Here is a 16,384-nt window from a genome sequence, read left to right as displayed (position 1 = left end):
GCCGTGGCGCGACGGGCGGGCACCCCCCGTACCGGGGCACGTCGACGCTTCTGCTGTAATCATCTGGCTCGTACGCAGAGCGAGGGCTCGGCTGCGAACTGTTCGTCAATTGTCACATTCATGCAACGCGGTCGCCCCTTGACCCTCGTCCAGGGGCCGGGAAGCATCGATGCAGCGGCGTCCCGGGCCGTGGGGAGTTACCCGGACCAGCCCAAGGAGGACCATGTCGGTCAGCCCCGCATCGTCGCGCGCCGGATGGCATACGTCCCAACCCTCGGTCCCCGGTCGACCCCCCGGCGGCCAGCGACGCCCGGCCAATGCCGTCGCCCCCGTGCTCACCGTGACCCTGTCCATCCCGCTGGCCAGCGAGGAGTCGCTCACCCCGCCGGCCCGCCGGCTGCTGGAGGCGGCCCGGGAGATGCTGGAACGCGGGGAGGGCACCATCGCCACCACCGGCGTCCCCGCCGAGCGGCGACCCGACCAGGGTCCGGCCGGCCGGTCCTCGGGCCGCTCCCTCGCCGCCACCATCCCGATGCTGCACATCCTGGCCTCCTCCCGTTCGGTGCTGCGCGACGGCGAGCCGCTGCCGCTGACCCGGCTGGAGTTCGACCTGCTGCTGCACCTGGTGGCCCACCCCCGGCGGGTGTTCACTCGGCTGCAACTACTCAACGCCGTGTGGGGCTACGAGCACGCCGGGGTGCGCACGGTGGACGTGCACGTACGTCGGCTGCGCGGCAAGGTCGGCGTCGACGTCCCCCTGGTCACCACGGTCTACGGGGTGGGCTACCGGCTCGCCGACGACGCCCGGGTCACCGTCGACCGCACCGGCTGAACGGGCCACCGCCGAGCGCCGGCTGCACGGGTCACCGCCGGGCACGCCGGTGGAGGGCGCACGGGGCCACCGCCGAGCGCCGGCTGAACGGGCCGCCGGGCCGGCCGTCGCCCGACGGGGGCACCATGGTCGGATGCGCGTCCGCCCGATCTCGCCCGACCGGCTCGTCGCCGAGCTGACCGAACGGCTCCTCACGGTCGCGTCCGTGCCCGCCTCCGGCGGGTCGCCACCACCCGCCCATTTGCGGGTCGCCGTCGACGGCCCACCCGCCGCCGCCCCCGACCGGCTCGCCGAGGCCCTGATCGACCCGCTGCGCGCCCGTGGTCGCCCGGCGCTGCACCTGCGAGCCGTGGACTTCCTGCGGCCCGCCTCCGTCCGCTACGAACACGGCCGGACCAACCCCGACGCCTACTACGAGGGCTGGACGGACGAGGCCGGCCTGCGCCGGGAGGTGCTCGACCCCGCCGGCCCCGGCGGCACCGGGCGGGTGCTCCCCTCGCTCTGGGACGCGGAGACCGACCGGGCCAGCCGGGCCGCCTATCAGGAGCTGCTGCCGGGCACGGTGCTGCTGGTCAGCGGGGCGCTGCTGCTCGGTGGGGGACTGCCGTTCGACGTCACCGTGCACCTGGCCCTCTCCCCGTGCGCGCTGGCCCGCCGTACCGATCCGGCGCAGCGGTGGACCCTCCCGGCCTTCGCCCGGTACGCCGACGAGGTCGACCCGGCGTCCTTCGCCGACGTGGTGGTCCGGGTCGACGACCCCCGCCACCCGGCGCTGGTGCAGCGCAACGGCCCCGGCGACTGAGCCCGCCACCCGGGGCCGGTGCGGCGGGACGGCCCCGGCGGCTGAGCCGGAAAATCCGGCGGTTTGCCGGGGCGGGACGGTGGGTAATCGCCCGGCTCACAGGGCACGGATGATCTCGCCGTGCCGCCCGCGTCCGGGGCCGCCCGTCCCGACGCCCGGCCTCAGGAAAGGCAGGCAGCGATGCTCGTCCACGACACCGTCGGCACCGCCCGCACCGCGGCGGAGGCCGACCAGATCCGGACCTCTCTGCGGGCCCGCTACAACGAGCTGTCCGCCGAGTACGAGCACGCGGTCGCGCAGAGCCAGGTGCTGCGGCTGGTGGAGGTCGGCGACACCGCCGGCGACGACCAGGCCGACAGTGGCACCAAGACCGCCGAACGGGACACCGCGCAGTCCCTGCTGCGGACCATCCTCGACCGCCGGGCCCAGTTCGAGCACGCCCTGGCCCGGCTGGACGAGGGCACCTACGGCTTCTGCGAGGGCTGCACGGCGCCGATCCCGGTGGAGCGGCTGGAGATCTTCCCGTCGGCCACCTCGTGCGTGACCTGTAAGCAGAACCGGGAGCGGCGGGCCGCCTGACCGGTGGCCGACCGTCGCCACCGGGCCGTCAGGAACCTAATGGGCCACCCCGGCGGTGCGACGGGCCTGTCCCGTGGGTGAGATCGAGGTCGGCACCGCGTCCTGGACCGATCCGACCCTGCTCGACTCGGGCTGGTATCCGCAGACCGCCGACAACCCGGAGAAGCGCCTGGCGTACTACGCCCGGCAGTTCCCGCTCGTCGAGGTGGACGCGACCTACTACTCGCCGCCGGCCGAGCGGACCGCCCGGCTCTGGGCCGAGCGCACCCCGCCCGGGTTCACCTTCAACGTCAAGGCGTTCAGCCTGCTCACCGGGCATCCCACCCGGGTCTCCGCGCTCTACAAGGAGCTGCGCCCGGAGACGACGAAGCGCCACGTCTACCCGGCCGACCTGTCCGCCCAGGCGTACGAGGAGGTCTGGACGAGGTTCCTGTCCGCGCTGGACCCGCTGGTCGAGGCGGGCAAGCTCGGCGCGGTGCTGTTCCAGTTCCCACCCTGGTTCACCATCAAGCGGGACAACAAGGAGTACCTGCTGGAGGTCGAGCGGCGCTGCCGTCCGCTGCGGCCGGTCTTCGAGTTCCGGCACGCGTCCTGGTTCGAGGGGGCCAATGCCGAGGAGACCCTGGCGTTCCTGCGCGGGCACCGGCTGGCGTACGTCGCCGTGGACATGCCACAGGGGCACCGCAGCTCGGTGCCGCCGGTGCTGGCCGCCACGGCCGACCTGGCGGTGGTGCGGTTCCACGGGCACAGCGACAAGTGGACCAGTAAGGACATCCACGAGAAGTTCGGCTACCGCTACTCCGACCGGGAACTGCGCGACTGGGCGCCGAAGCTGCGGGAACTTGCCGACTCCGCAGACCGGACGCACGTGTTGATGAACAACTGCTACCTGGACCATGCCCAGCGCAACGGCCAGCGGCTCCAGGCCCTGCTGGCAGCGAACGCCTGAGGTACCCCTCCGTCGGGGGCCGAGATGGCGGCGTCGCACCGGGCTGACACCGCTGATTCGGCCCGGACACGGCCACCCAGGTGCGGGTCGGGCAGACCGCCGGGCGGTTCTCACCCCGTCCGGGTGAGGGCGACTCACCCGGAGATGCGCAGCATGGGTGGTGCCGGCCGGGTCAGCGGCCGGGACACATACGGACGGGCACGGAGGTGACCGAGATGGCGGTGCGGGTGGTGGCAGATCCACGGCGGGGCGCGGTGCTGCACGTCGTCGGCACGGGTGGGGACACCCGTCGACCGGAGCGGCCCGGCCGCAGCGGCAGTCCGGCCCGGCAGGGCCGAGGCCCGTCGGGGCCGCCCCGACGCGTCGAGGACCGGCGGTGGGACGGCGATCCGAAGGCCGGGGGGTGACGGAATGGCAGAGCAACTGATCTCCGCGTTCGAGTCATCCGTGGACAAGACCAACCTGATCCTCAAGGACATCGAGCAGGCGTACGGCTGGCCCAAGGCACAGCGCAACCAGTCGTACGCGGCCCTGCGGACGGTGCTGCACCTGCTGCGGGACCGGATGACAGTGCAGGAGTGCGCGGAGTTCGCCGCCCAGTTGCCGGTGCTGGTCCGGGGCATCTACTTCGACGGCTGGCAGCCGGAGAACGTGCCGATCAAGCTGAATCGGGACGACTTCCTCTACGAGGTCCGGCAGGGATTCCCGTACGACGTCGAGGGTGGCCCGGAGCGGGTGGCCCAGGTGGTGCTGGACGCCCTGCGCCGGCACGTCACCCAGGGCGAGTGGCAGGACGTGAAGTCGGGCATGCCCAGGGATCTGCAACGGCTGATTCCCTGACCCGCCGTCGGTGGTGACGTGCAGCGGCGATCCGTCCCGCGCGTCGGACGGGCCGTCTACGGTGTGGGTTAGAGAAGATCGTGTCGGGGGTACCACCCGCACGACAGACCCCGCCCTGCGGCGGGGCGGCACACCCGAGGGAGCACCCATGGCACTGAACGACGACGACATCCAGACCACCAGCGGCGGCGGCATCGAGGGGCCGGCCGACGGCGGCGCGACCCCGGGTCAGCACGACGGTGGCGCGGACGGTGGCGCGGAGGGTCCGGCCGACGGTGGGGCGACCCCCGGTCAGCACGACGGTGGCGCCGACGGCGGGGCCGAGGGTCCGGCCGATGGTGGGGCGACCCCGGGTCAGCACGACGGTGGCGCGGACGGTGGCGCGGAAGGTCCGGCCGACGGTGGGGCCACGCCGGGTCAGCACGACGGTGGCGCGGACGGCAGCGCCCGCTGACCGGGACATCATGACGACCATCGACCCGCCGGGCGGCCACAACCGCCCGGCGGTCCCGTCCGCCGCGACGCGGGCGCTGGCCCGTTGCGTCAGCGTCGAACCGGCCAAGTTCGCCGCCGCCCACTGGGGCCGTGCGCCGCTGCTGTCGCGCGCCGCCGAACTACCCAACGCCGACGGGTTCACCGACCTGCTCAGCCCGGACGACGCCGACGAACTGCTCAGCCGGCGCGGTCTGCGTACCCCGTTCCTGCGGGTGGCCAGGGACGGCCAGTTGGTGTCGGCGGCCCGTTTCACCGGCGGTGGCGGGGCGGGCGCGGAGATCGGCGATCAGGTCCTCGACGAGCGCATCCTCGAGCTGTACGCCGCCGGCGCGACGCTGGTGCTGCAGGGGCTGCACCGACTCTGGCCCGCCCTGATCGACTTCACCCGGGACCTGGGCACCGCCCTGACGCAACCCTTGCAGGTCAACGCCTACCTCACCCCGCCGGGCAGCCAGGGCTTCGCCACCCACTACGACACCCACGACGTCTTCGTGCTCCAGGTCGACGGCCGCAAGCACTGGCGGATCCATCCGCCCGTGCTCACCGACCCGCTGGAGAGGCAGCCCTGGGGCGGCCGGGCCGACGAGGTGTCCGCCACCGCCGAAGGGCCGGCCGCGCTCGACGTGGTCCTCGAACCCGGCGACGCGCTCTACCTGCCGCGCGGCTGGCTGCACAGCGCCCAGGCGCAGGAGTCCCGCTCGCTGCACCTGACCGTCGGCATCCGCGCGTTGACCCGGTACGCCCTGGTCGAGGAGCTGCTGGCGCTGGCCGCCGAGGACCCCCGGCTGCGCGCCGGGTTGCCCTTCGGCACCGACGTCGCCGATCCCGACGCCATCGAGCCGGAGCTGACCGAGACCGTGGAGGCGCTGCGCGACTGGCTGCTGCGGGCCGACCCGGCCACGGTGGCCGCCCGGTTGCGCGACCGGGCCTGGCCCGCCGCCCGACCGGCCCCGATCCGGCCGCTCGCGCAGGCCGCCGCGCTCACCACGCTCGTCGCCGACAGCCGGATCGCCCCCCGGGGCGGGCTGCGCTGGCAGCTCACCCCCACCGCCGGGGGCCGGGTGTCGCTGCGGTTGACCCACCGCACCATCACCCTGCCGGAGCAGTGCGCGCCGGCGCTGCGCGCCCTGCTCGGCTCCGCCGGCCTCCGGGTGGGCGACCTGCCCGGTCTCGACGACGCCGACCGGCTGGTGCTGGCCCGCCGGCTGCTCCGCGAGGCGGTCGCCGTCCCGGCCTGAGCTGTGCCGGCACCCAGCGCGGTCAGCGGGTCGAGATCAGCAGCAGCACGGTGGTCACCGCCCCGGTGGCCAGGACGATCGCCAGCGGGCGGGGGCCGAGCAGCGCGTGCCGGCGGTCCGCCAGCCGCTTCGCCGGTGCCAGCCCGGTCACCGGGCCGAGCAGCGTCACCACCAGGGCCAGCACCGGCATGCCCACCGCCAGGTCACCGCCGTACCGCTGGCCGACCGCGCGGGCGGCGGCCCCGAGGGCGTACGCGACGACCGCCCCGGCCACCCCGCAGAGGGCGAGCAGCGGGTTCACCGACCCCGGCAGCTCACCGCGTTGACCGGTGCGGTCCAGCAGCTCGCGTACCCCGTGCAGCAGCGGCACCGGGTCGCCGGTGACGTCCCGGGCCGGTCCCGGCGGGTCGCCGAGCCGGCGGGTGCCCAGCCGGGAGCGCAGCTCGGCCCAGAGGTGACCCGCCTCGGCGTCGACCCGTTCCAGCAGCGACCGGGCGTCCACCACCTCCTGCTCGGCGTCCTGGAGTTGGGTGACCGCCTGCTCCACGGCCCGTTCGGCGGCGGCGCACTGCTGGTGGTGCCAGGCCTGCGCCTCGGCCCGCTGGGCGGCCACCCGACCGGTCAGCTCGGCGAGCCGGCGGACGTGGGCGGCGTAGGTGTCACTGGCGACCGGTTCGTTCATCAGGACGGACCATAAGGGATGATCACCTGTCCGGTGCGGTGCACCGCCCGGTCGAAGAAGAGCCCCCGCCACGGGCGCGGGTACCAGTCCGGCCCGCCGGAACCCGGGTAGAGCGCCGAGCCCAGCTCGCCGCCCTGCACGTCGAGGGCCACCCAGGCGCCGATCTGGTCGGTCCGGGCGGCCGGTCCGCCCAGGTCCGCCCGCATCCGGGCCACCCCGCGCCACCAGGCCAGCACGTGGGTACGCCGCTCCGGCCCGTCGTGCAGGACCCGGCGCAGCCGGTCCAGGCCGGTCGATCCGGGCGAGCCGGTCGCCAACGCTCCCGCCGCCGCGTCGACGGCGAACAGCAGCAGGTAGTGCGGGGTGCTCGGGGTGCCCGGCCGGGTCAGCGCGGTCGCCGTCTCGGCCATCAGCTCCGCGACGGTCTCTTCGTCGTACCAGGCGGCGTCGTCGGCGAGGTCCTCGTAGAGGGCGCGGGCCGCCGGGTCGGCGTCCGGGTCGAGGCAGGCGATGGAGAACCGGGCGCTGCCGGGTCGGTGCTGCCGGGCCAGCGAGCGGGCGGCGGCGTCGAGCACCGCACACGCCTCGTCGACCCGGGTGCCCAGGACCGCGAGGTTGCGGCCGGGTGCCCGGGGCAACCGCAGCGCCGCCGACCGGGACTGCACGTCGATGATCTCCCCGAGCAGGGCGACCGGGCCGCGTGGCGGGAGATCACCCTGCGGCGGGGTGAGGGCCCGGAAGTCGGGAGCCTCGGCGAGCCGGGGTATGGCGTCGCCGTCGAAGAGCCGCGCCGGTGCGGCGTCGGCGGGGCGCATCCGCCACAGCCGGTGCTGCAACTCGCTCCAGGTCTCCCAGTCGCTGGCCGAGGGGATGCGGGCCACCTGGTTGCCCTCGGTCATGCCCGACTCGGCGTTGACCACCGCGTGGTGCCGGGGCAGCGCCTGCGCGGCGTCGTTGCGTTCGGCGAGGATGCGCAGTGCCTTCGGCAGGGCGATCCGCAGGGTGAACTGGGCGACCAGGGCGGGCCGCCCCCACAGCGCCTCGATGCCCCGGACGTCCTGCGAGGCGAGCACCAGGTGGATGCCCTGCGAGCGGCCCCGTCGGGCCAGGTCCTCCAGCAGGTCGGCGGCCTCCCGGGCCACCACGTCCCGGCCGGCGAGCAGCGCCTGGAACTCGTCGACCACCGCGACGATCCGGGGCCAGTGCCCGGTCGGGTCCACCGCCCGCAACTCGGCGAGCTTGGTGACCTCGTGCTTCTTGGCCGCGTCCGCCCGACGGCGCAGTTCCTCGGCGAGGAAGCGCAGCAGGGCCAGGCCGAACTCCCGGTCGGTGTTCACGTTGATCCCGACCAGCCGCATGTGTGGCAGCCAGCTCGGGTCGCGGCGGCCCTGCGCGAACCGGGCGAAGGACACCCCCTCCTTGAAGTCGAGCAGATAGAACTCCAGCTCGGCGGGGGAGTAGCGGGCGGCCAGCGCGCCGATCCAGGCGAAGATGAGGTTGGTCTTGCCGGTGCCGGACGGGCCGCCGATCAGCGCGTGCGGGGGGTAGTCGCCGAGAGTCAGCAGCACCGGCCGGCCGTGCGGCCCCTCGCCGATCGGGGCGGTCAGCCCGTGCGCCGAATCCTCCTTCCACATCTGCTCCGGCGGGGGGAGCAGGTCGGTGAAGGGCGTCGGCGGCGGGCCGGCGTTGACCCGGGTGGCGATCTCCCGGCAGGTCTCGGTGACCAGGGTGGCCGGTGGGGGCGGGTCGAGGCGTACCGGTGGGCCGGGTGGGGTGCCGATCCGGGTCTCCCCCGGCCCGGTGCGGATCCGGGTGAGGCTGGGGTCGTCGGGCAGGTCGATGCCGCGTACCACCAGGTGCACCCCGCAGGCCGCGCCGGTGCGTACCACCCGGTCGAGCTGGCCGCGTTCGTGTCGGGACAGCTCGTCCCCGCCGAGCAGCACCGCCACCCGCCACGGTTCGGGTCGCCGGCCGGTCGCCACGGCCAGGGCGCGCAGTGAGCCGTACTCGCCGGCCAGCACCGTCTCGTTGATCCGGCGGATCTGTTCCACCAGGTCGTCGAGGAGCCGGGCCAGGCCACCCGGCCCGACGAAGGTGAGCAGCCCGGCGGTGCCGAGCGGGGCGAAGCCGGCCAGCCCGCCGCCGAGGTGTTCGGGGTCGTAGCCGTAGAGCCGGACCGCGCCCGGGTCGGCCCGGCCGACGCCGCGCAGCAGCAGCGCCGACACCACCGCGTCGGCGCCCTCCCGGTCGTCGCCGTGCAGCTCCACGTGACCGGCGTCGAGCAGCGGCACCAGCGCCGGGACCGGTTCCGCGCCGGTGACCCGCAGGGTGCCGACGCGCAACGGGCCGGGGCTCTCGCCGCGACCGGCCGGGGTGACCCGCCACCCCGCCCACGGCGCGGAGGCCGCACCGGGGGCCTCCCGGCGGGCGGCCTCGGCCGCCCGGTGGGCCAGCTCGGCGAGCCGGGCGGCGTGTCGCTGGTCGATCTCGGTCAGCCGTCGGTCGCGTTCCGCGCCGACCCGCTCCGGCACGGTGGCGGCGGCCCGCCGGACCCGGGTCAGCCGGTCCCGGGCGGCGGTCAGCTCCGACTCGGCCGAGGCGAGCCGGGTACGGGTGACGCCGAGCGCCTCGGAGAGCATCCCCCGCACCCGCGCCGCCAACTGGGCACGCAGGTCAGCCACGGTGTCCACCGTCCGCCCAGGGACTCGTCCGACCCGCTTCGGGCCGGCGCGGGGGAGCCGGCTCGGCGCGGGGCGGTGGGCTCGGCTCGGGCCGGCGTTGCGGGGCTGGCTCGGGACGTCGCGGAGGGCGCGACTCGGGGCGACGCTCGGCGGGCGGGCGCGGACGGGACCGGTCGGGTTCCGGCGCCTGCGGTGCCGTCGGCTGCCGCTGCGGGTCGCGTTCCTCGGGGGGCAGCTCCCGGCCGAGCCGGGCCAGCAGCACGCCGGTCACCACGCCCGCGGTGACGGCGGGATCGGCGGCATGGGGCTGTTCGCCCTCACCCTCGCCCCGGCGCGGCGGGGGCATCCGGCAGACCCGGGTGAGCAGGGTGTCCAGCACCGGCGGTGGCAGGCCGGGCAGCAGGTCGCGGACCCGACCGTCCAGTTCTCGGCGCAACCGGGGCAGGTCGTCGGCGCGGGGTGGATGCCCGAGCAGTTCCCCGGCGAGGTCCCGCAGCAGCGGCGGGGTGATCGCGGCCAGGCCGAGGCCGACGTCGGCGTGGGCGGCGCGCAGCTCCCGGTGCAGCCGGTCGCGGTCGCCGGAGCGGATGCCGGTGGCCACCCGACGTAGCAGTTCCCGGGAGTCGGCGACCCGCTCGTCCGGCTGCTCCGGTGGGCCTTCCCGGCCACCGGTCAACTCGGCCACCCGGACCGCCCACCAGCGCTTGACGGTGGGGTCCTCCTCGGTGGCCGGTGGCGGAGCGGCCGGCGGCGCGGTGGTGTCGCCGCGCGGGCCGTCGTGCCTGGGGGCGGGGCCGGTGGCCCGGGGCGGTGGCGGGCCGTCGGGGGCCAGCCCGATGGCGGCCAGGTAGCCGGAGAGCTGTTCCTGGGCGACCCGCAGCGCATGCCCGGCGGACTCGGCGTGTTCGGTGGCGGCGGCGAGCTCCGGCACCCCCATCGGGTTGGCCGATTCCTGGCGTACCCAGCGGAGCCGCTCGGTGGCCTGGCCGAACTTCTCCAGCGCCAGGGCGAGCTGGGCGAGGGGGAACTCCTCGGCGGCGGCCCGGACCTGCGCTCCGACGTCCTCGATGATGGACACGGCGGCCCGCTACAGCGACGACACGTAGAGCTGTGCCTGTTCCACCGCGACGAGCGTCGCGGCGAGACATTCCTCCAGCTCCTGGCCGGCCTGGGTGAGCGAGGCCTGGGCCGCCTCGACGGTCTCGTGTCCGCTGCCCTCCAACGCCCCGGCGAGGGTCTGCTGTGCCTCGGAGAGCTTCTCCCCGGCGGCCTGCACGGCTGTCTGCCCGTCACCGATCTGTTGGAGGGCGATATCGATCGCGGCCTTCAGCTCGGCGACGCTCGCCACGGTGACCTCCTGGGGGCGGGGAGATCTCCATTACAACGTATACCCGACGGGGAGAGAACATCCGCCCTGGGGGTGTTGCTGCCCGGGTGCCCGGTTACCGCCCTGACGTGCGCGAAGTCGCCCGGTTGGTCTCACTGAAAAGACGCCAGGTCCCGTTGACGGGACTGCGCCGAACCCTGCGCGCCCGGCCACCCGGGACGCCGGCGGGCCGGGCCGTCAGCGGTCCGGACCGCGCCGGGCGGGCGGACGAACCCGGACTGACGGGCCGGGGCTCAGGAGGGCAGCCAGCGGGGGCCGTACACCTCGGCGCCCAGCTCGCCCACCCGCCCGCGCAGCTCCCGGTCGGCAGTCACCACCAGCCGACGCCGATCCGGCGCGTCGCGTACCAGGTCGACGATGGTGTCGTCGCCCGAACCCGGCGCCGCGACGGTGCGCACCCCGGGCACCCCCGGCACGTCCCGCGCCGGACCCTCCACCACCAGCAGCACCTCGACGGGTGCGAGCAGCTCCGGGGGTACGCCCGCGTCGGCCACCGGGACCAGCCGGTCCCGTAGTCGGGCCGCCGCGCCGGCGCGGTCGTGCCACCAGCCGTCGGGGCGGGAGCCGACCACGTTCGCACCGTCAACGATCAACAGCGGATGGGAGTCCATACCCCCACCCTGCCACCTGACGGCGTTTGTCGGGGCGACCGTCGGGTAGCCACCGGCGATCGTGTCGCGCCTACGTGTCGCCCTCGGCGACCCTGCCGCGCCCGAGGAGCGGAGGACAGACATGATGGGACCCGGTGACTTCGGCTCCGACCCGTGGGACGAGTTCCTGGCCCGGTACTTCGGTCGAGGTGAGGGCGGACGCCGGCCGGCCCATCGGGTCGACATCACCCGGCTGATGACCGCCGACGCCCGGGAGATGCTGGCCGACGCCGCCCGGCGGGCCGCCCAGAAGCACAGCACCGACCTGGACACCGACCATCTGCTCTGGGCGGCGTTGCAGCGTGAGCCGCTGCGGGACCTGGTCCGCCGCGCCGGTGCCGACCCGGAGGCCCTGGTCAACGCGCTCGGTGGACGCGGCGACGGTGCCCCGCGCGGCGAGGTGCCGCCGAACCTCTCGCTCACCCCGGCGGCCAAGCGGGCGCTGCTCGACGCCCACCAGCTCTCCCGGGCGATGGGGGCGAACTACATCGGACCCGAGCACATCCTGATGGCGCTGCCGCTCAATCCCGAGTCGCCGGCCGGTCGGATGCTCGCCGCCGGTCGGATCCAGCCCGAGTCGCTCCAGGCGGCCGGCGCCGAACGCGGCCCGATGACCGGCCCGCGACCCGACCGGGGCACCCCCACTCTCGACCAGTACGGCCAGGACCTCACCGACCTGGCGGCCAACGACCAGATCGACCCGGTGATCGGCCGCGCCGACGAGATCGAACAGGCGGTCGAGATCCTGTCCCGGCGGACCAAGAACAACCCGGTGCTCATCGGCGAGGCCGGCGTCGGCAAGACCGCCATCGTGGAGGGCCTGGCCGAGCGGATCTGCGACGGCGACGTGCCGCAGACCCTGCTCGGCAAGCGGGTCGTCCAGCTCGACCTGGCCGGCCTGGTCGCCGGCACCCGCTACCGGGGCGACTTCGAGGAACGGCTCAAGAAGGTGATCGACGAGATCCGGGCGCACCGGGACGAGCTGATCATCTTCATGGACGAGATCCACACCCTGGTCGGGGCGGGCGGTGCCGGCAGCGAGGGCGGCATGGACGCCTCCAACATGCTCAAGCCGGCCCTGGCCCGCGGCGAGCTGCGGGTGATCGGGGCCACCACGCTGGACGAGTACCGGCGCAGCATCGAGAAGGACGCCGCGCTGGCCCGCCGGTTCCAGCCGGTGCTGGTGCCCGAGCCCGACGTCGAGGACACCGTGGCCATCCTGCGCGGCCTGCGGGACCGGTACGAGGCACACCACCAGGTCCGGTTCACCGACGAGGCGCTGGTCGCCGCCGCCGAACTCTCCGACCGGTACGTCACCGACCGGTTCCTGCCGGACAAGGCGATCGACCTGATCGACCAGGCCGGGGCGCGGGTCCGGCTGCGCACCCGGACCCCCGCCTCGGACGTCCGGGAGCTGGAGCAGCAGTTGGAGGACGTCCGCCGGGACAAGGAACAGGCCGTCGCCGACGAACAGTACGAGAAGGCGTCCGCGCTGCGCGACCGGCTCGCCGAGCTGGAGGAGCAGATCGGGCGGGCCCGGGACGACGGTGGGGACCACCAGGTCCCCTCGGTCGGCACGAAGGAGATCGCCGAGGTGGTCTCCCGGTCCACCGGCATCCCGATCAGCCAGCTCACCGAGGAGGAACGGGACCGGCTGCTGCGCCTGGAGGGACACCTGCACCAGAAGGTGATCGGCCAGGACGACGCGGTCACCGCCATCGCCGAGGCGGTACGCCGGTCCCGGACCGGGCTGGCCGACCCGAACCGGCCGATGGGCAGCTTCCTCTTCCTCGGACCGACCGGCGTCGGCAAGACCGAACTGGCCCGAGCCCTGGCCGAGGCGCTCTTCGGCGAGGCGGACCGGATGGTCCGGGTCGACATGAGCGAGTTCCAGGAGAGACACACCGTGGCCCGGCTGGTCGGAGCGCCCCCCGGCTACGTCGGCTACGAGGAGGCCGGCCAGCTCACCGAGGCGGTCCGTCGCCGCCCGTACGCGGTGGTGCTGCTCGACGAGATCGAGAAGGCCCACCCGGACGTGTTCAACATCCTGCTCCAGGTGCTCGACGACGGCCGGCTCACCGACAGCCAGGGTCGTACGGTCAACTTCAAGAACACCGTGCTGATCATGACGAGCAACCTGGGTTCGGAGCTGATCACCGGCAGTCAGCGTACGGTCGGCTTCGGCATCGGTGCCGAGGGTCACCAGCAGGAGGCCGACGAGCTGCGGGAACGGCTGATGCGCCGGCTCCAGGAGAACTTCCGTCCGGAGTTCCTCAACCGGGTCGACGAGACGATCATCTTCCAGCGGTTGGAGGCCGAGCAGCTGCGCCAGATCACCGGGCTGCTGCTCGAGGAGACCCGCCGCCGGCTGCACGCCCAGGACATCCAGGTCGAGTTCGCCCCGGCCGGCACCGACTGGCTGGCCGAGCACGGCTACCAGCCGGAGTTCGGGGCCCGCCCGCTACGCCGGGTGATCCAGCGGGAGGTCGACAACCGGCTGTCCCGGATGCTGCTGGAGAACCAGCTCTCACCGGGGCAGAAGGTCACCGTCGACGCGCGGGACGGCCAGCTCACCTTCGAGGTGTCCGCCGGGGACCGCGACCACACCGCCGCCAGCACCTCGCATCCCCGATGACCGGAGGGTGGAGATGACCGAACCCGAGGAGACCGAGGAGAACGCCGAGCAGACCGCACCCATCCTGGCGCCCCCGACCGCGAACCCGGGGCGGGTCCAGGTGCCGCCGGAGGGCCTGAAGCAGTGGACCGACGACGGGGACCCGGCACCGTCCGGGCCACCGGAAGAGGAGGCGTGATGGCACGGGAACAGCGACTCGACCCCGAGGTCGAGGTGATCTGGGAGGACTTCCACGCCGAGGTGAACGTCCCCTCCGAGCAGCTGCGGCAGTGGCTGCTGACCCGGGGGTCGGGGGAGGAGGCGTTCGGTCCCGGCCCGGACCTCGACCTGCCCGAGCCCGGTCGGCAGATCCTGGCCGTGCTGCGCAAGCGCAAGGTCGACCTCACCCCGGCCGACATCGAGGTGATGCGGGCGGCGATCGACCGGATCCGGTCACTCGTGGAGGAGAAACCCGGTGGCGGCAACGCCGACGACGAGTGGCGTCACGCCCTGCTCGACCTGGGCCACGACGTCCTCGTCGAACGCTGATCCCGTCCGTCCGTCCGTCCGTCCGGGCCGGTCGGGGCTGGGTTCGGTCGGTCGGGGCTGAGCCGGGATGCGTGGGCACCCGGGACACCGTCCCGGGTGCCGATCCGTCGGACGGGCTACTCGGATCCCAGGCTGGGTAGTTGCAGGCCGGCGGCGTCGGCGGCGTCCTGCCGCTCGGCGCGGGTCTGCTCCTCCCGGGTGAGCAGCGTCGCGTACTCGGTGATGTCGGCCGGGGCGGGCACCTCGGGCAGTCGACGCAGGAACGTCTCGACGTCCCGGGCGGCAGCGGTGTGTGCGGTGGCCGCCCGACGCAGCAGTTCCCGCTGGTCGGCGGCCGGATAGAGATCGGTCATGCAGGGCTGATACCCGTCGTCACGCCGTTCGCACCCGACCGGCCGGGCGGGCCGCACCAATCTCCCGGGCCCCGAACTCGGGATGCCGCAGCAACCAGGCCAGGTAGTCGGGGTGCGCGGCCAACGAATCGGTGTACGCGGCCACCGCGTCCTCCAGGACCGCCTCGGCGACCCGGGCCGCCGGGGATTCCGGGTGCCAGCCGAGCAGCAGTCGCCACCGCAGCGGGCTGCCGGCCAACCGGCGGGTCACCAGGCCGGCGACCGGGCGGAAGGTGGCCTGGCACAGCGCCACCGCCTCACCGGCGTCGACGAGGTCCATGCAGCCGCGCACGTCGGTCTCGTACACCTTGCGGGGGGTGAAACCGGCGCGGGCGCACGCGGCGGCGAAGCAGTCGCCGAAGCAGCCGTCGCCCGGCGCGGCCACCCAGTGCTCGTGACGCAGGTCGGCCAGGCCGACCTCGTCCCCGTCGGCCAGCGGGTGACCGGCCGGCAGCAGCACCAGCACCGGGTCGACCGCCACCTCCCGCCAGGACAGGCCGAACTCCGCCGGTGGGGTGGCGTCGCCGCAGATACCGCTCAGCGCGAAGTCGAGCCGGCCACCGGCGACCAGGGCGCCCAGTTCGTCGGCCGACCACGACGCGTAGGTGGTGATCTGCGCGTGTGGCTGCTCGGCGGCGAGCCGGTGCACCAACCGGCCCAGGATCGGGCTGTTCACTCCGCCGAAGCGGTACCGGCCGAGGGCGTCGTCCGCCCCGGCCAGCCGGGCCGCCTCGTCCTGTAGGCCCTTCATCGCCGGCAGCAGCACCCGGGCCCGGGACAGCACCAACTCACCCAGGGCGGTGGGACGGGCGCCCCGGCGGTCCCGTTCGAACAGCGGACCGCCCAGCGTCCGCTCGATGCGCTGAAGCTGGGCGGTCAGGGCCGGCTGGGCCAGGCCGAGGGCGGACGCGGCCTTCGTCACGCTGCCCGTCTCGGCGATCGCGCAGACCACCCGCAGGTGGCGCAGCTCCAGATTCATATGGTGACGGTATGGCCACTCGTCGATAGACGGAAGGCCCTGGACGGAACCGGCTGGCAGACCTGGACGGATCGGAGTCGACCGATCACCGCTCCGACCGGCGGGTGAGGTCGGTCAGCTGGGTACGGCGGCCGGTCACCGCGTCGCGCAGCTTGTCCACCACGCCCACTGCCGGCTCGACGATCCGGTTCCACGGCGGGGTGGCCGGGGTGCCCGGGTGCGGCCGGGTCGGGGCCGCCTCCTCGGCGATCTCCCACCGGTTGCCCAGCCGGATCAGCTCCGCGTCGGTGGCCACCTCGCGCAGCGGGGTGATCAGGTAGGCGACCGCGGTGACGTGCCGGCGGATTCGGGCCGCGACGTCGGCCAGCGTCGGGTCGTCCGGCCCGCCGAGGGCCTTCAGCGCGGTGAGCAGCGCGGCGTCCGCCTCGATCTCCCGGTCCACCCGGCCGGCGGCGTCGGGCAACGCGGCGCGGGCGGTGGGCAGCAGGTACTGCTCCTCGGCCGACAGGTGCCGCGACACCATGGCGGTGAGCACCTGGAGCACCTCCCGCCGACGCTCGACCGTCAGGGCGGGGTCGACGACCTGGTCGACCAGACCGAGCAGTTGCCCATGTTCGGCGTCGGCGAGGTCGGCCAGGCTCCGCCCGCCGGGGCGGTAGGTGTCGTCGGCGGTCGGCGGCAGCGGTGGCAGGGGAACGGCGGACATGACGCCCTC

At 74.5% G+C, this 16,384-nt stretch carries 19 protein-coding genes; 11 read left to right on the top strand and 8 right to left on the bottom strand.

Annotated elements, in window-relative coordinates:
• The first annotated feature begins 223 nt into the window (after positions 1 to 223).
• From ACIG87_RS02260 to ACIG87_RS02225, 8 genes are all read left to right on the top strand, one after another.
• The gene (locus ACIG87_RS02260) at positions 224 to 832 is read left to right on the top strand and encodes a winged helix-turn-helix domain-containing protein (protein ID WP_396847345.1); all 609 of its coding nucleotides are present in this window, start codon (positions 224 to 226) and stop codon (positions 830 to 832) included.
• A gap of 133 nt (positions 833 to 965) precedes the next feature.
• Positions 966 to 1,634 carry a uridine kinase gene (locus ACIG87_RS02255; protein WP_396847343.1) on the top strand — a complete coding sequence of 223 codons (669 nt, stop codon included), beginning with the start codon at positions 966 to 968 and terminating at the stop codon, positions 1,632 to 1,634.
• Positions 1,635 to 1,814: 180 nt separating this feature from the next.
• On the top strand, positions 1,815 to 2,213 hold the full coding sequence (locus tag ACIG87_RS02250; RefSeq protein WP_396847341.1) for a TraR/DksA family transcriptional regulator: 399 nt from the start codon (positions 1,815 to 1,817) through the stop codon (positions 2,211 to 2,213).
• A 73-nt stretch (positions 2,214 to 2,286) separates the two neighbouring features.
• Positions 2,287 to 3,162: a DUF72 domain-containing protein gene (locus ACIG87_RS02245; RefSeq protein WP_396847339.1), complete on the top strand. Its 876-nt coding sequence runs from the start codon at positions 2,287 to 2,289 to the stop codon at positions 3,160 to 3,162.
• A gap of 215 nt (positions 3,163 to 3,377) precedes the next feature.
• Positions 3,378 to 3,569: a hypothetical protein gene (locus ACIG87_RS02240; protein ID WP_396847338.1), complete on the top strand. Its 192-nt coding sequence runs from the start codon at positions 3,378 to 3,380 to the stop codon at positions 3,567 to 3,569.
• A gap of 4 nt (positions 3,570 to 3,573) precedes the next feature.
• Positions 3,574 to 4,002 (top strand): DUF2267 domain-containing protein, encoded by a 429-nt coding sequence (locus ACIG87_RS02235; protein ID WP_396847337.1) that lies wholly within the window; start codon positions 3,574 to 3,576, stop codon positions 4,000 to 4,002.
• 148 nt (positions 4,003 to 4,150) lie between these two features.
• Positions 4,151 to 4,456 (top strand): hypothetical protein, encoded by a 306-nt coding sequence (locus ACIG87_RS02230; RefSeq protein WP_396847335.1) that lies wholly within the window; start codon positions 4,151 to 4,153, stop codon positions 4,454 to 4,456.
• Between the two features lie 10 nt (positions 4,457 to 4,466).
• Positions 4,467 to 5,735, top strand: a complete 1,269-nt coding sequence (locus ACIG87_RS02225) for a cupin domain-containing protein (protein ID WP_396847333.1) — start codon at positions 4,467 to 4,469, stop codon at positions 5,733 to 5,735.
• 22 nt (positions 5,736 to 5,757) lie between these two features.
• Here ACIG87_RS02225 and ACIG87_RS02220 read toward each other — a convergent pair whose 3' ends face one another.
• From ACIG87_RS02220 to ACIG87_RS02200, 5 genes are all read right to left on the bottom strand, one after another.
• Positions 5,758 to 6,417: a hypothetical protein gene (locus ACIG87_RS02220; protein ID WP_396847332.1), complete on the bottom strand. Its 660-nt coding sequence runs from the start codon at positions 6,415 to 6,417 to the stop codon at positions 5,758 to 5,760.
• The gene (locus ACIG87_RS02215; RefSeq protein ID WP_396847330.1) at positions 6,417 to 9,098 is read right to left on the bottom strand and encodes an FtsK/SpoIIIE domain-containing protein; all 2,682 of its coding nucleotides are present in this window, start codon (positions 9,096 to 9,098) and stop codon (positions 6,417 to 6,419) included. The genes ACIG87_RS02220 and ACIG87_RS02215 overlap by 1 nt, the downstream gene beginning before the upstream one ends.
• Complete coding sequence (locus tag ACIG87_RS02210; RefSeq protein WP_396847329.1) at positions 9,091 to 10,176, bottom strand: hypothetical protein; 1,086 nt, start codon at positions 10,174 to 10,176, stop codon at positions 9,091 to 9,093. Before ACIG87_RS02210 ends, ACIG87_RS02215 begins: the two co-directional genes overlap by 8 nt.
• 9 nt (positions 10,177 to 10,185) lie before the next feature.
• A complete protein-coding gene (locus ACIG87_RS02205) occupies positions 10,186 to 10,446 on the bottom strand; it encodes a hypothetical protein (protein WP_067305468.1) in 261 nt (86 codons plus the stop codon).
• 272 nt (positions 10,447 to 10,718) lie between these two features.
• Positions 10,719 to 11,096: a hypothetical protein gene (locus ACIG87_RS02200; RefSeq protein WP_396847327.1), complete on the bottom strand. Its 378-nt coding sequence runs from the start codon at positions 11,094 to 11,096 to the stop codon at positions 10,719 to 10,721.
• A gap of 121 nt (positions 11,097 to 11,217) precedes the next feature.
• Here ACIG87_RS02200 and ACIG87_RS02195 point away from each other — a divergent pair, with 121 nt between their 5' ends.
• Genes ACIG87_RS02195 through ACIG87_RS02185 form a run of 3 tightly spaced genes read left to right on the top strand, consistent with a single transcriptional unit; the run spans position 11,218 to position 14,298 of the window.
• Positions 11,218 to 13,770, top strand: a complete 2,553-nt coding sequence (locus tag ACIG87_RS02195) for an ATP-dependent Clp protease ATP-binding subunit (protein ID WP_396847325.1) — start codon at positions 11,218 to 11,220, stop codon at positions 13,768 to 13,770.
• A gap of 13 nt (positions 13,771 to 13,783) precedes the next feature.
• The gene (locus ACIG87_RS02190; RefSeq protein WP_396847324.1) at positions 13,784 to 13,948 is read left to right on the top strand and encodes a hypothetical protein; all 165 of its coding nucleotides are present in this window, start codon (positions 13,784 to 13,786) and stop codon (positions 13,946 to 13,948) included.
• On the top strand, positions 13,948 to 14,298 hold the full coding sequence (locus tag ACIG87_RS02185) for a DUF3140 domain-containing protein (protein ID WP_396847323.1): 351 nt from the start codon (positions 13,948 to 13,950) through the stop codon (positions 14,296 to 14,298). The genes ACIG87_RS02190 and ACIG87_RS02185 overlap by 1 nt, the downstream gene beginning before the upstream one ends.
• Positions 14,299 to 14,414: 116 nt before the next feature.
• On the opposite strand, the gene ACIG87_RS02180 is transcribed toward ACIG87_RS02185, so the two are convergent.
• From ACIG87_RS02180 to ACIG87_RS02170, 3 genes are all read right to left on the bottom strand, one after another.
• Positions 14,415 to 14,651, bottom strand: a complete 237-nt coding sequence (locus tag ACIG87_RS02180) for a hypothetical protein (RefSeq protein WP_396847322.1) — start codon at positions 14,649 to 14,651, stop codon at positions 14,415 to 14,417.
• Positions 14,652 to 14,670: 19 nt separating this feature from the next.
• Positions 14,671 to 15,669: a LysR family transcriptional regulator gene (locus ACIG87_RS02175; RefSeq protein ID WP_396847320.1), complete on the bottom strand. Its 999-nt coding sequence runs from the start codon at positions 15,667 to 15,669 to the stop codon at positions 14,671 to 14,673.
• A gap of 85 nt (positions 15,670 to 15,754) precedes the next feature.
• On the bottom strand, positions 15,755 to 16,375 hold the full coding sequence (locus ACIG87_RS02170) for a hemerythrin domain-containing protein (protein ID WP_396847318.1): 621 nt from the start codon (positions 16,373 to 16,375) through the stop codon (positions 15,755 to 15,757).
• Positions 16,376 to 16,384 lie beyond the last annotated feature (9 nt).

This window comes from Micromonospora sp. NPDC051925, assembly GCF_044548625.1.
Classification (GTDB): domain Bacteria; phylum Actinomycetota; class Actinomycetes; order Mycobacteriales; family Micromonosporaceae; genus Micromonospora.
Note: the sequence above shows the minus strand (reverse complement) of the source record. Positions and strands in the feature narration are given on the sequence as shown.

Bases quoted from the DNA above. Each gene is read 5' to 3' on its own strand.
- ACIG87_RS02260 (WP_396847345.1), top strand. From the start codon at position 224: ATGTCGGTCAGCCCCGCATCGTCGCGCGCCGGATGGCATACGTCCCAA.
- ACIG87_RS02255 (WP_396847343.1), top strand. From the start codon at position 966: ATGCGCGTCCGCCCGATCTCGCCCGACCGGCTCGTCGCCGAGCTGACC.
- ACIG87_RS02250 (WP_396847341.1), top strand. From the start codon at position 1,815: ATGCTCGTCCACGACACCGTCGGCACCGCCCGCACCGCGGCGGAGGCC.
- ACIG87_RS02240 (WP_396847338.1), top strand. From the start codon at position 3,378: ATGGCGGTGCGGGTGGTGGCAGATCCACGGCGGGGCGCGGTGCTGCAC.
- ACIG87_RS02235 (WP_396847337.1), top strand. From the start codon at position 3,574: ATGGCAGAGCAACTGATCTCCGCGTTCGAGTCATCCGTGGACAAGACC.
- ACIG87_RS02230 (WP_396847335.1), top strand. From the start codon at position 4,151: ATGGCACTGAACGACGACGACATCCAGACCACCAGCGGCGGCGGCATC.
- ACIG87_RS02225 (WP_396847333.1), top strand. From the start codon at position 4,467: ATGACGACCATCGACCCGCCGGGCGGCCACAACCGCCCGGCGGTCCCG.
- ACIG87_RS02220 (WP_396847332.1), bottom strand. From the start codon at position 6,417: ATGAACGAACCGGTCGCCAGTGACACCTACGCCGCCCACGTCCGCCGG.
- ACIG87_RS02200 (WP_396847327.1), bottom strand. From the start codon at position 11,096: ATGGACTCCCATCCGCTGTTGATCGTTGACGGTGCGAACGTGGTCGGC.
- ACIG87_RS02195 (WP_396847325.1), top strand. From the start codon at position 11,218: ATGATGGGACCCGGTGACTTCGGCTCCGACCCGTGGGACGAGTTCCTG.
- ACIG87_RS02190 (WP_396847324.1), top strand. From the start codon at position 13,784: ATGACCGAACCCGAGGAGACCGAGGAGAACGCCGAGCAGACCGCACCC.
- ACIG87_RS02185 (WP_396847323.1), top strand. From the start codon at position 13,948: ATGGCACGGGAACAGCGACTCGACCCCGAGGTCGAGGTGATCTGGGAG.
- ACIG87_RS02180 (WP_396847322.1), bottom strand. From the start codon at position 14,651: ATGACCGATCTCTATCCGGCCGCCGACCAGCGGGAACTGCTGCGTCGG.
- ACIG87_RS02175 (WP_396847320.1), bottom strand. From the start codon at position 15,669: ATGAATCTGGAGCTGCGCCACCTGCGGGTGGTCTGCGCGATCGCCGAG.
- ACIG87_RS02170 (WP_396847318.1), bottom strand. From the start codon at position 16,375: ATGTCCGCCGTTCCCCTGCCACCGCTGCCGCCGACCGCCGACGACACC.